Source organism: Ginsengibacter sp. (assembly GCF_057362405.1).
This window is the reverse complement of sequence record NZ_JBMQQG010000028.1, coordinates 1-13,325: the sequence shown is the minus strand read 5'-3', so window position 1 is coordinate 13,325 and position 13,325 is coordinate 1. Positions and strand designations below refer to the sequence as shown.

Genomic DNA, 13,325 nt, shown 5'->3' with positions numbered 1-13,325 from the left:
TAAACTAACGCTGAATTATTTTCCTGTTTGCAGGCTACCCGGATAAAATATTTATAACTAAAAACTCTAACATTAATTTCTTCAATTTCAAACTCATGTCCTTTATAAACGATATACTTCAACCGCCATCTTATGGCTGGCAAGATAAAAATGGAGAACTCATAAAGCCATCGCTTCAACAACTTTTTAAGGAAGCATTTTGCAGAACAAATATTTTTGCAGACAGAAAAAATTGGATTCCGTTCATGAACTGGTCGATGGCGATTTGCATGTTTCCTTTTTTTATTTTATTCATCCTCCATTATTTTTCATTAAGATTATTAATTGCTTTTCTTTTATATAGCGTTATAATAATGAGCACTCAAAGCACGATCTGGCTTCATCGTTTTTGTTCGCACAAAGCATACACGTTTTCACACCCGTTATGGCGTTTTATAACTCAAAACCTGGTAATCAAAACATATCCTGAAGAACTATACGTCTTGCCGCACCATGTTCACCATGCCAAATCAGATATGCCCGGTGATCCATATAATTCCAGGGCCGGCATTTTATATTGTATGCTTGCCGATGTAAATCACACCAGTATTACTAAAAACTTATCGGCGCGGGAATATAATAGAGCGGCCAATTTTATTTCTCATACAGGTGTTGCAATCAACAGCTACGACCAATATAAAAAATGGGGATCTATCTCCTCTCCCTTTTATACCGTCTTCCTCTGGTGTGTTAACTGGATATTTTGGTATTCTGTGTTCTACTTAATAGGTAACCATGGACTTGCCTGCGCCATGTTTGGTGCAGCGATGTTTTGGATGATTCTGGTAAAAATGTTCAACTACACCGGGCACGGAAAAGGAAAGATAAAACATAAAGAAGGGATTGACTACGACCGCAGGAACTTATCTATTAATCAAATCAGGCCTGGTTTGTTTTCGGGAGAATGGCACAATAATCACCATCTCTATCCGGCCAGTGCCCGGTCTGGTTTCCTGCCTTACCAGGTTGATCTCGCATGGGTTTACATTTACTCAATGTATAAACTTGGCGTCGTGTCTTCCTATCATGATTCAAAAAAGCAATTTCTTAGGAAATATAGGGATCAGAATAAAATTCAGGAAAATTGCAGCAGCTGCATTTAATGAGTCAGTGGGGTCATCCTTTGTTTCATTGCTTCATACAGTATCATTCCTGCGGCAACTGAAACATTTAAAGATTCAAAATCTTTTTTCATAGGAATTTTAAATCGCTCATCACATACTTTGTAGAGAACCGGTTGAATTCCTTTATCCTCACTTCCCATAATAATGGCGCAAGGTTCTTTAAAGTCAATATTAAAAATTGCCCGATCAGCTTTCATGTCACTGGCAAATACTTTTATGCCATTTAAATGCATTTCATCAACCGCATTTGCAAGACTCTTAACCCTGCACACCGGGAGAATTTCAAGAGCGCCCGCGGACGTCGCTATCGCATCTTCGTTTAATGCTCCCACTCCTTTTTCAGGAATAACAATTGCATGAACTCCGCAGCAGTAGGCGCTCCTGGCTATGGCGCCGATGTTCCTGATATCGGTGATGCCATCCAACAATAACAACATAGGGGTTTCTCCGTTTTCAACAATCAAGGATATAACATCCTGCAAATCCTGGTAATGAATTTTAGACTTAACGGCTATGCAACCATGGTGATTCTCGATATTAAAATTCCTTATTTTTTCAAAGGGAACTTTATTAATAGGAACGCCAAATCTTTCAGCCGCTAATCTCAAGTCTTCTGTTTCGGGCGAATGCGAAGTAGATTGCAAGTATATTCTTTCCAATTGCTGACCACTATTCATGGCTTCGATTATTGCAGGGATACCCGCAATTAAAAGATTTTTTTTGGGACGATGTTGTTGAACAAAAGGTTTATTATGCGGTCTCACTTTTCAAATTTACCTGATAAATTAACTGAAAACAAAAAGCCCTCAAAAAATGAGGGCCTCAAATGTTCTCACTGAAATTATTTTATACCGAATGCTTTTTTTACTTTTCCTACATAATCTAATTTCTCCCAGGTAAATAATTCAACCTTAATTTTTTTAGGGGCTCCGTTAGGCAGATTAAAAGTTTTTTCAACTATCTCATTTTTACGTCCCATGTGACCATAGGAAGCCGTTTCACTATAAATAGGGCTGCGAAGTTTAAGACGTTGCTCTATGAAGTAAGGTCGCATGTCAAAAAGCGATTCTACTTTCTTCGCAATCTCGCCTTCACTCAATTTCACTTTCGAAGTTCCATATGTATTTACGTTTATGCTTGTAGGTTGGGCTACGCCAATTGCATAAGAAACCTGCACCAATACCTCATCACAAACACCTGCAGCTACTAAATTCTTTGCAATATGCCTTGTTGCGTAAGCGGCGCTTCTGTCAACTTTACTTGGATCTTTGCCACTAAATGCTCCTCCACCGTGAGCGCCTTTACCACCGTAAGTATCCACGATTATTTTCCTGCCTGTGAGACCGGTGTCGCCATGTGGCCCTCCTATTACAAATTTACCTGTTGGGTTTATATGATATTTTATTTTATCGTTGAATAAATGGGCATACTGCGGATACTTATTCTTCATTCGGGGAATCAGGATCTTCTTAATATCGTCAGATATTTTTTTCAACATTTTTGCTTCATCAGCAAAATCATCATGTTGAGTAGAAACTACAATCGCGTCTATGCGTTGGGGTTTGCCGTCGTCACCATATTCAAGCGTAACCTGGCTTTTTGCGTCGGGACGCAAATATTTAATTTCTTTATTCTCTCTTCTTAATGCTGCCAGTTCGATTAATATATTATGAGCAATATCGAGTGCCAGCGGCATGTAATTTTCAGTTTCATTGGTTGCATAACCAAACATCATTCCCTGGTCACCGGCGCCTTGCTCCTCTTTCTTCTTTCTATCCACTCCCTGGTTTATATCTGCAGATTGTTCATGAATGGCTGAAAATATACCACACGAATTTGCTTCAAACATGTACTCGCTTTTCGTGTAGCCGATTCTGCGTATTACCTCTCTTGCAATTTCCTGCACATCCAAATATGCCTTGGATTTTACCTCGCCGGCAAGCACCACCTGACCTGTAGTTACTAATGTTTCGCAGGCTACCTTACTTTGAGGATCAAAAGCCAGGAAATTATCAATCAATGCATCGCTGATCTGGTCAGCCACTTTATCAGGATGTCCTTCACTCACTGATTCAGATGTAAATAAATAGGGCATATTATTATTTTATTAAGAGCCGCAAAAATATAGATTCACAATGATTGAACAAAATGGAATTTATACCTTTTACGTTTGAATTTTTTAAAGAATGATTACCGCAAAGAAACAAGCCTCCGGCGTTGAATTAAATGAGACAGTCGAAGGTGGTTTTGTAATAGCAGCATTAAATTTATTTGTCAGAAAGATCACTGTACAATTGTAAATATTCAGAGAGGTCCGATTCAGGATTATATTTAAGAACTTTCTTTCCTCTTACTTTACTAAATTCTTCTGTGAGCTTTTTATCAACTTTATCCGCGCCAAAGGTGATAGCATCTGCAAAGGTGGCACCACCTCTAAACATGGCAGTATTGTTAGCGTCTTTAAAAGGTTCGAGATCTTTTTCCTTTACGTTTGCATTGATAACTGCCAGTTTTAAAAAGTCATGGCCGAGCTTTTCTTTAAAGGTATTCTGGCCAATCGTATAGATAATTTTACAGTTGCTAAACACTGGTTCCTTTTTATAGGCGGTTTTTATATACATCGGGATCAATCCCGTCATCCAGCCACTGCAGTGGATTATATCAGGAGGCCAGCCAAATTTTTTCACCGTTTCGAGAGCACCCTTACAAAATAATACAGTTCTCAATGCATTATCACTAAACCACTTCTCAAGGTCATCGTGAAATAATGTCTTCCTTTTAAACAGGTCTTCATTATCAAGAAAGTAAATCTGCAACCGGGCATTCGGCAAAGACGCAACTTTAATTACAAGCGGGTAATCATCCCCATCTATAGAAACATTAATGCCAGAGAGCCTAACAACTTCATGAAGGCGGTGCCTGCGTTCATTAATAATACCAAACCTTGGCATTATACAGCGCACTTCCATACCGCTTTCATTCGACTTTACTGCAAGCCTGTTCACGATTTCCGCAAATTCGGTCATTTCGAGGTAAGGCGACATTTCGTTTGCAATAAATAAAATTCTTTTCTTTGTTGACATTTGCGAATAGTTAAATTAGCTTTAACAGTTTTTTTAGCAGGCGGCGAAGTTACAATAATTTTTTTGTTAATAGACGTTGAATCCAACGTTGAACGATATTCCAACGCACTAATGATAATATTTAAACGTTCTAAAGATTTACGGTCACATCTCAATAAGGCCAGGCATCAAGGCATTTCAACAGGCTTTGTACCCACGATGGGTGCTTTGCACAAAGGCCATTTGTCATTAATTGCTAAAAGTAAGAAGGACTCTGATATCACCATATGCAGCATTTTTGTGAATGCCGTTCAGTTTAATAACAGCGAAGATTTTGACAAATATCCTTCGTCTATTGAAAATGATATTTTGTTGCTGGAAGAATCCGGGTGCGATATCTTATTTATTCCGACAGAAAATGAAGTATATCCGGATGCGGCTTCAAAAAATAAACATTACGAACTTGGGCCTCTCGAAAAAATTTTAGAAGGCGAATTTCGGCCCGGCCATTTCCAGGGTGTGAGTCTTGTTGTTGAGAGATTGCTGAATATTGTTGGACCGGATTATTTATTTCTCGGACAGAAAGATTACCAGCAATGCCTGGTTATAAAAAACCTGGTTAAGCAAATGGGCAAAAAAGTTAAGGTCGTTGTGTGTCCCATTCTTCGCGAAAAAAATGGACTTGCCATGAGCAGCCGCAACCTTAGACTAAATGAAGAACAAAAAAAGATAGCCGCGGCCTTATACAAGACATTAATGCACATCAAAGAAAATTTAGGAATAAGAAATTTCCCACAATTAAAAAGAGAAGCAATTAATAAACTCGAAAAAAAAGGATTCAAAGTAGATTATCTTGAGCTGGCCAAAAGCAAAAATCTTAGAATTATTGATGACATTGACGAACCTAAAGGTGTTATAATTTTGATTGCGGCTTTTTTAAATAATGTAAGATTGATCGATAACATTTTGATAAAAGACTAATGTTAATACTGTTCATTATCTTGTAACCCTTTTTATGAGGAAAAAAATATTTGCTGTTTTACAATATCTTGTTTTTCTAGGAATAGGCATTTTTCTTACCTGGTGGCAATTTAGTAAAATGACGGCGATAGAGCGGGTTCAGTTCAGGGAATCTTTACTGCACGCCAATTACATAATTATCATTCCCGTTGCTATCATTGCACTGTTAAGTCATTTAAGCAGGGCAATGCGATGGAAGATTATGATTGAGCCCATGGGTTATCATCCTTCTACAGGCAATACTTTTTATGCAACGATGTGCGGATATTTTGCGAACACATTTATACCACGTGCCGGCGAAATTTTAAGGTGCACGCTTCTCGGCCGTTATGAAAAAATACCCATCAATAAATTGATAGGAACTATCCTAACGGAAAGGGTGTTTGATCTCTTTTGCTATTTCCTTGTTATTATCATCACTATTGTTATACAAATAAAAACCGTAAGTAGTTTTATAAAAGATAAGATACTGCAGATATCAAATAAAAATGCCAATTTCCCCTGGTGGCAAACATTGCTGGTAGTTTCTATCGCTGTAATAATATTTTTCGTTTTAATAAGATGGATTTTTAGAAGATATCCAACGCACCGGCATATTCTAAAGCTAAAGGGAGTTCACATCGGGCTGAAAGAAGGATTCACCTCTATCTTGCGATTAAAAAAAAGAAGAGCATTTATCATGCATTCTATATTTATCTGGACCTTGTACCTTATGGAAATTTATATTGGGTTCCAGGCTCTTTCTGCAACTTCTGGATTGGGAATTGGTGCGGCCTTCAGCGTACTTTCGCTGGCAACCCTGGCATTTATTGTGGCGCCGGGAGGCATCGGCGCTTTTCCGGTGGCGGTGCAGCAGGTACTGCTTATTTATGCAATAGATAATATATCTTTTGGATGGTTAATGTGGAGCGTATCAACAGGTATTATTATTGTTGGAGGTTTAATAAGTTTTGGGTTATTAATTTATTTTAATAAAAAAAATCATGAAGCAAAGCAGTAAAATAAACGAAAGAATATTTACCAATGAGCGGTTACTATCGCAACTAAAATGGTGGCGGTTAATTAATAAAACAATTGCTTTTACTAATGGAGTATTTGATATTCTGCACGAAGGGCATATTAAAATATTATCACAAGCTGCCGCATTTGCCGATGTATTAATCATCGGGGTAAATAGCGATGCATCTGTAAAAAGACTAAAAGGAAACGACCGGCCCATTAATAATCAATATTCGCGTTCGCTAATTCTTGCCTCTTTAATAATGACAGATGCTGTTGTAATTTTTGATGAAGACACCCCGCTCAATCTTATTAAAAATATTATGCCCGATGTATTAATAAAGGGCGGCGATTATACTTCGAACACAATAGTTGGCGCTAACGAGGTAATTGCAAATGGCGGCAGAGTAGAAATCATTCCGCTAGAAGATGGCTTCTCTACCACAGGGATTATTGAAAAAATGAAAAAGATATAGTTTATAACAATTATGGACAAACGCAAAATAATTGTAAGAGATATAAGCTGGCTCGCATTTAATGCCCGGGTACTGCAGGAAGCAGGTGATGAGACCGTTCCGCTCCGTGAAAGAATACGATTCCTCGGCATATTTTCGAGTAACCTTGACGAGTTCTTCAGGGTTAGAGTTGCTACGTTAAGGCGTATGATAGAGTTTGGAAGTAAGGCAAACATGCATCTTGAGCAAACGCCGGAAAAAATTCTTGACGAGATAAATGAGAAAGTTACTATTCAACAAAACCAGTTTAACCGCACGTGGGCCAATATTATCGGCGAACTTAAGAACCAGAAGATATTTTTAGTTACTGAAAGGCATCTTAACCGCGAGCAACAAAAATTTGTGCTCAATTATTTTAATGAAAGTGTAAGAAGTAATATTGTGCCATTGATGATTGAAAACATCCAGGTTTTCCCAACACTCAACGACAAATCAATTTACCTTGCCTGTAAACTTTCTACCAAAGATGAAAGTATTCCGCAACGATTTGCATTAGTTTCTGTCCCATCAAGATTGCCAAGGTTTGTAATCCTTCCATCAACTGCGGAAGGCTCTTATATTATCCTGCTCGAAGACGTTATTCGATTTTGCCTTCCTAATATCTTTTCTTATTTCGGATACGATACTTTCTCATCGAATATTATTAAGGTAACGCGGGATGCTGAAATAGATATTGATAATGATGTATCAACTTCCTTTATTCAAAAAATAGAAAAGGGATTGAAGAACAGGAAAAAAGGAAAACCTGTACGTTTTATTTTTGATAAGGACATTGACAGTATGCTTTTAAATTACCTTATTAAAAGATTGGGATTAACTAATAAAGATCATATTCAATCAGGCGGCCGCATTCATAACTTTAAAGATTTTATCAACTTTCCTGATTCAGTTTTTGAAAGAAAAAATCCAAGGAAAAAACCTTTTGTTCATCCATTACTACAAAATGCTAATAGTGTAACCAAGGTTATTCTTGAAAAAGATGTATTGCTTAATTTCCCCTATCATTCATTTGATTCTTTAATTGACTTGTTGATAGAAGCCGCCATTGCCCCGGATGTGGTTAGTATTAAGTTAACTTGCTACAGGCTTGCCGAACGTTCCAATATTATCAATGCGCTAACCAATGCTGTTCGCAATGGAAAGTCGGTAACTGTTGTTTTGGAATTGAGAGCAAGGTTTGATGAGGAAGCAAATCTTGAATGGAAAATCCGCCTGGAAGAAGCGGGCGTTAAAGTTTTCCTGGGCGTTTTAAATTTAAAAATACACGCCAAACTCTGCCTTATAAAAAAGAAAGTTAATAACCATACTACTCATTTTGGCTTTGTAAGTACCGGTAATCTAAATGAAAAAACAGCACGCGTGTATGGCGATCATTGCCTGTTAACGAGCGACAGGCATATTATGGCAGATGTCAACCGGATGTTTAACTATCTCGAGAATCCTAAAGATTTTCAATCACTTAAAGCCTGTAAAAGATTAATTGTAAGCCCTGTTGCTTTACGCAAGCAACTACATGTGCTTATTGACAAGGAAATAAAAGTTGCACGTGAGGGGAGGCATGCTGCTATTATCTTAAAATTAAATTCTCTCAGCGATGAGGAACTTATTATTAAGTTGTATGAAGCAGCCAGGGCGGGAGTAAAAATAAAAATGGTGATAAGAGGCATTTGCTGCATGTTTACTGAGAATAAAAAATTCAGGAAACCAGTAAAAGCTATTAGCATAGTTGACGAATATCTTGAACATGCACGGGTAATGATCTTTCACAACGATGGAAAGGAAAAGGTTTTTATATCTTCTGCCGACTGGATGGTTCGCAACATCGATCATAGGGTTGAAGCTACCTGCCCTATTTACGATAAAGAGATTCAACGCGAGTTAAAAGAAATACTTCGCATTCAACTGGAAGATAATGTAAAGGCAAGAATTCTCGATAACAACCTTTCTAATATTTATGTAGAAAATGATCACCATAAAAGAATCCGTTCTCAGATTGAAACCTATAATTATCTCTTAAAGAAAAAAAATACACCTGTTGAAGTTATCAGCAATTGATATTGGAAGCAACGCAGCACGATTACTTATATCTGAAGTAATTGTTGACGAAAAAAACAAAGCCACGTTTAATAAAGTTTCACTCATAAGAGTTCCTTTGCGACTCGGGTTCGACGTTTTCGATACGGGCAAAATTTCCGAACACAAAACGGAACTCATTTTGCATACTATGAAAGCATACATTAATCTGTTGCATGCCTATGAGGTAAAATATTTGAAGGCATGTGCTACTTCGGCTATGCGGGAAGCTTCAAACAGCGCAGAAATCATTGCCCTGGTGAAAAATGAAACCGGCATTGAGATTGAGGTTATTTCAGGAAGCGATGAAGCGTCCTTCATATACGAAAACCATGTTGCTGAAAATTTAGATAAGGACCATTCTTACCTTTATATTGATGTGGGCGGTGGCAGCACAGAGCTTACTTTTTTCAGTAATAACAAACTTGTCTTTAAAGATTCTTTTGACATCGGAACTATCAGGCTGCTTAAAAACAAAGTAACCGAAGAGAAATGGGACGAAATGAAAAATGACATTAAAGAAAAAACAAAAGGCCATAAACAGGTTACAGCCATTGGTTCGGGCGGAAATATTAATAAAGTATTTTCTCTTAGCAGGCGTAAAGACTCGAAGCCGCTCCCGCTGGAATTATTACGTGATTTTTATAAAGAGCTCAGCAATGTTTCTTTAGACGACCGGATAAAAATTTACAAACTTCGCGAAGACAGAGCCGACGTTATAGTGCCGGCTTTACAGATATACGTTAACGTTATGAGATGGGCCAACGCCTCAGAAATCTATGTTCCCAAAATTGGGTTGGCAGACGGGCTTGTGCAGCATTTGTGGGAAGAAGTGAATGATAATAACTTCAATAGCCAGGGGTCACTGGTAAATAATAACAAATGACGCAATAGCAAATGACCAATAACCCGCCATAAAAAACATAGAATTAATAAAGTTTTAAATTATTTATACATTTACTGTGCGAACGCTCCAAGGATTTGTTTTATTCTAATGCAGAGCCATCTCCCTCCTGTCGCTTTTTCTTCAAAAAACTTATCATTATGTCAGTTAATAAAGAAGTGAAAAAGATAACGACCAACACATTATTGAGAATGAAGTTGGTTGGAGAAAAGATCTCGATGATTACGGCTTATGATTATTCATTTGCAAAAATCTTTGATGACGCTGGTATAGATATTATTCTTGTTGGCGATAGCGCCAGCAATGTGATGGCAGGCCACGAAACTACTTTGCCCATTACGCTTGAGCAAATGATCTACCACGCATCTTCGGTTGTGCGTGGCTGTAACCGTTCTTTAATAATAGTTGATTTGCCCTTTGGAAGTTACCAGGGCAATAGTAAAGAAGCATTGAGTTCAACTATAAGAATTATGAAAGAAACGGGGGCACACGCCATTAAGCTGGAAGGCGGAGAAGAAATTCTTGAATCGGTAAAACGAATTTTAAGTTCAGGAGTTCCCGTAATGGGGCATCTTGGATTAACACCGCAATCCATTTATAAATTCGGGACGTACACGGTAAGAGCAAGAGAAGAAGAAGAAGCAGAAAAACTTAAAAAGGATGCACTACTATTGCAGGAAGCGGGTTGTTTCGGCATCGTTCTGGAAAAAATTCCTGCGTCGCTGGCAAAAGAAGTTTCAGAAAGTTTATCCATTCCAACGATAGGCATTGGTGCAGGCGGCTATTGCGATGGACAGGTGCTTGTAATGCACGACATGCTCGGTATTAACACAGAATTTAAACCACGATTTTTAAGAACCTATTTAAATCTTCATGAAGAAATTACGGGTGCTGTTCAAAAATATATTTCGGATATAAAAACGAAAGATTTTCCGAATGAACATGAGCAATATTAATCATCCGATGGTGATCTTTATTTTTTTTTCATTTGCAGCATCGCTGGTTTTTTCCCAATTTCTTTTTTGAAAGAAATTAATATTTACAGTGCCTTTACCCTTCGCCGTTATTATAAAAAGTTCGTCAGCGCTTGCTCCCATAGTTTTTGGGGCGGATAGATAATCTTTGGAAATGCTTACCAGGTTTTTGTTATCATCAGTAACATAGCTCCACACGTAGCCGGCGGTAGCAAGTCCTTTTAGCTGTATGGATGTTGATTCGCCGGTTTTCAAATTTATTTCTTCAATGTTATCTGCAGCCATAGTGTATAATTTATTTATAAAGATGTTCGCAAATTATTAAATAAAAAACGAACCCCCGAAATTAACAGGGGGTTCGCAGGTTGATAAGTAAGTTATACATTTTAAACAATTCTTATTGTCCAGAAATCATCACACAAGTTAGCGCTCGTTATATAACCATACGGCATGTAAAAATATCCTTTTACACCCCAGCCGGTTCCCCACGAATTTCGTACAATAACTGCCTGCTTGCTATCATCGTAACCCACTGCCATTACTGCATGGCCGCCAACAACCTTCTCTTTTGGTTTAGGCATTGGCAATATACCCGTCTTGGCTACCTGCTGGCTTTCGAAGCTTTCGTAAACTGTAAAGCCAAATACAAACGGATAACCTTCTGAAAGACATGACTGCAATTGCGGCAAATTGGTATTGGTTAAGCGCTGATAACTTTTTATGGTTGCCTTCAATGCATCAGTATAACATTTCTGAGGAGGCTTGTCGGCAAATTTGGTTATAACATAAGGCCATTCTTTTTCAGGACAGATACCTGTTGTATTTAATGATTTAATTCCATCTCTTATAAAGGCGCCGCTGTCTGAATTAACCGAGTGATTCAACACTCTTTCATTGTAATAAAGAAACAATCTTGATGGCATAAAATCTTTAAGTTTTTGCTTTTTCCTCGCAAATTCAAATGCACCGCCTAATGCGTTAGCAGTGCAGCTTCCTAATTGTCCCTGGTCATAAACTTTAGGGCATTTTGATCGAAGGTCTACTTTTGCTGGAAGTTTTTTCATTACCATCATCGGTGCGGAATACATGAGATCTCTCTGATCGGGAAGATCGGGTACCCAACCATAGCCAAATGAATGTTTCACTGGAGAACTTTTTGCTTTACTCATAAAATAAAATTAAAAGGTTTAAAAAATTTTTGAATTTTTCCGGTGTAACTAAAGGATAGCAATTAAGTGGAGTAAATTTTCAATCAAAAAGCGAGCTATTAATCTTTGGGCAGTTAAAAGTAATAAGAATAAAATTTAAATGCAATAGGGTATCATCATTCGTTTGTAAATGTTATAAACATCCATAGTTTTGCCAAAAAACAAATACATGGATTTTTTAAAAAGATTAAGCATATTCAAAGAAAATAAAGGGGTATCAACCGGAACCAAATGGCTACCCGCTTCGCGTGAACTGATATTATCTTCTTCTCCTGTTGATGGAAAGCAAATTGGCACGGTAAGTATTTGCGATAAGAAGAGTTACAACCTCGTAATCGAAAAGGCGCAAAAAGCATTCGCAGAATGGCGTTTATGGCCTGCGCCTAAAAGGGGAGAAATTGTAAGGCAGATCGGAAATGAATTAAGAAAAAATAAAAATGACCTAGGCAAGCTCGTTAGTTATGAAATGGGTAAGAGCTTACAGGAAGGCATGGGCGAGGTACAGGAGATGATTGACATCTGCGACTTTGCTGTTGGCCTGTCGCGGCAGTTATACGGACTTACGATGCATAGCGAAAGGCCGGGGCACCGCATGTACGAACAATATCATCCGTTAGGAATAGTCGGAATAATATCGGCTTTCAATTTTCCTGTAGCAGTATGGAGCTGGAACAGCATGATAGCAATGGTTTGCGGCGATGTGTGTGTATGGAAGCCATCAGAAAAAGTACCGCTATGTGGCATAGCCTGCCAGCAAATAATTGCGAAAGTTTTTAAAGAAAACAAAGTTCCCGAAGGTGTTTGTAATATAATTACCGGGGGCCGGGAACAAGGCGAGTGGTTATGTTTTGACGAGAGAGTTGCATTAATTTCCGCAACCGGTTCTACAAGAATGGGCAAAGCAATAAGTGTAGCGGTTGGTGCAAGGTTAGGCAAATGTTTGTTAGAACTTGGCGGCAACAATGCTATTATAATTTCTGAAAATGCCGATTTGGATATTGCCTTAATTGGTTCTTTGTTTGGTGCAGCAGGCACAGCAGGACAAAGATGCACTACAACAAGAAGATTGATTATTCACGAGGCCATATACGAAACTTTTAAAAAGAAATTAGTAGCCGCATACAAACAATTGAAGATCGGTGATCCGTTACAACCCGGCAATCATGTAGGCCCATTAATTGATAAAGATGCCGTGCAACTCTATCTTGATTCCATTGAAGCATGTAAAAAGCAAGGCGGCAAATTTATAGTAACGGGCGGAACACTTAGCGGCAAAGGATATGAAAGCGGCTGTTATGTAAAGCCATGCATTGCTGAAGTAATGAACGATATGGAAATAGTGCAGCATGAAACCTTTGCGCCCATACTCTACCTTATAAAATATAAAACCATTGAAGAAGCCATCGC

The 13,325-nt window shown here is 38.1% G+C and carries 13 protein-coding genes; 8 read left to right on the top strand and 5 right to left on the bottom strand.

The annotated features are described in order from the left end of the window. Positions 1-95: 95 nt before the first annotated feature. Entirely contained in the window at positions 96-1,142 is a 1,047-nt protein-coding gene (locus ACO1O5_RS02230; protein WP_486268033.1) for a fatty acid desaturase, read from the top strand. On the opposite strand, the gene rlmB is transcribed toward ACO1O5_RS02230, so the two are convergent. The 3 genes from rlmB to ACO1O5_RS02215 all read right to left on the bottom strand — a co-directional run bounded on the left by rlmB (position 1,139) and on the right by ACO1O5_RS02215 (position 4,246). Then, positions 1,139-1,927: a 23S rRNA (guanosine(2251)-2'-O)-methyltransferase RlmB gene (gene rlmB / locus ACO1O5_RS02225; RefSeq protein WP_486268031.1), complete on the bottom strand. Its 789-nt coding sequence runs from the start codon at positions 1,925-1,927 to the stop codon at positions 1,139-1,141. The two genes, ACO1O5_RS02230 and rlmB, sit on opposite strands and share 4 nt — an antisense overlap. A gap of 77 nt (positions 1,928-2,004) precedes the next feature. After that, a complete protein-coding gene (gene metK / locus ACO1O5_RS02220; RefSeq protein WP_486268029.1) occupies positions 2,005-3,258 on the bottom strand; it encodes a methionine adenosyltransferase in 1,254 nt (417 codons plus the stop codon). Positions 3,259-3,430: 172 nt separating this feature from the next. Continuing rightward, positions 3,431-4,246 carry a glycogen/starch synthase gene (locus ACO1O5_RS02215; RefSeq protein ID WP_486268027.1) on the bottom strand — a complete coding sequence of 272 codons (816 nt, stop codon included), beginning with the start codon at positions 4,244-4,246 and terminating at the stop codon, positions 3,431-3,433. A 63-nt stretch (positions 4,247-4,309) separates the two neighbouring features. Here ACO1O5_RS02215 and panC point away from each other — a divergent pair, with 63 nt between their 5' ends. The 6 genes from panC (at position 4,310) to panB (ending at position 10,692) form a co-directional block, all read left to right on the top strand. Beyond that, a complete protein-coding gene (gene panC, locus ACO1O5_RS02210; RefSeq protein WP_486268025.1) occupies positions 4,310-5,206 on the top strand; it encodes a pantoate--beta-alanine ligase in 897 nt (298 codons plus the stop codon). A 34-nt stretch (positions 5,207-5,240) separates the two neighbouring features. Continuing rightward, positions 5,241-6,245 carry a lysylphosphatidylglycerol synthase transmembrane domain-containing protein gene (locus ACO1O5_RS02205; RefSeq protein WP_486268023.1) on the top strand — a complete coding sequence of 335 codons (1,005 nt, stop codon included), beginning with the start codon at positions 5,241-5,243 and terminating at the stop codon, positions 6,243-6,245. After that, a complete protein-coding gene (gene rfaE2 / locus ACO1O5_RS02200; RefSeq protein WP_486268021.1) occupies positions 6,229-6,720 on the top strand; it encodes a D-glycero-beta-D-manno-heptose 1-phosphate adenylyltransferase in 492 nt (163 codons plus the stop codon). Before ACO1O5_RS02205 ends, rfaE2 begins: the two co-directional genes overlap by 17 nt. Before the next feature lie 12 nt (positions 6,721-6,732). After that, positions 6,733-8,814, top strand: a complete 2,082-nt coding sequence (gene ppk1 / locus ACO1O5_RS02195; protein ID WP_486268019.1) for a polyphosphate kinase 1 — start codon at positions 6,733-6,735, stop codon at positions 8,812-8,814. Further along, the gene (locus ACO1O5_RS02190) at positions 8,795-9,718 is read left to right on the top strand and encodes a Ppx/GppA phosphatase family protein (protein ID WP_486268016.1); all 924 of its coding nucleotides are present in this window, start codon (positions 8,795-8,797) and stop codon (positions 9,716-9,718) included. The genes ppk1 and ACO1O5_RS02190 overlap by 20 nt, the downstream gene beginning before the upstream one ends. Before the next feature lie 158 nt (positions 9,719-9,876). Beyond that, complete coding sequence (gene panB, locus ACO1O5_RS02185; protein ID WP_486268014.1) at positions 9,877-10,692, top strand: 3-methyl-2-oxobutanoate hydroxymethyltransferase; 816 nt, start codon at positions 9,877-9,879, stop codon at positions 10,690-10,692. Here the strand turns inward: panB and ACO1O5_RS02180 are convergent, their stop codons facing one another. Continuing rightward, positions 10,693-10,995, bottom strand: coding sequence for a protease inhibitor I42 family protein (locus ACO1O5_RS02180; RefSeq protein ID WP_486268013.1), 303 nt, complete (start codon positions 10,993-10,995; stop codon positions 10,693-10,695). 101 nt (positions 10,996-11,096) lie between these two features. Beyond that, positions 11,097-11,879, bottom strand: a complete 783-nt coding sequence (locus tag ACO1O5_RS02175) for a C1 family peptidase (protein WP_486268011.1) — start codon at positions 11,877-11,879, stop codon at positions 11,097-11,099. A 208-nt stretch (positions 11,880-12,087) separates the two neighbouring features. On the opposite strand from ACO1O5_RS02175, the gene ACO1O5_RS02170 reads away from it, so the two are divergent. Then, positions 12,088-13,325, top strand: a 1,238-nt coding sequence (locus tag ACO1O5_RS02170; RefSeq protein ID WP_486268010.1) for an aldehyde dehydrogenase family protein, incomplete at its 3' end; no start/stop codon positions are given.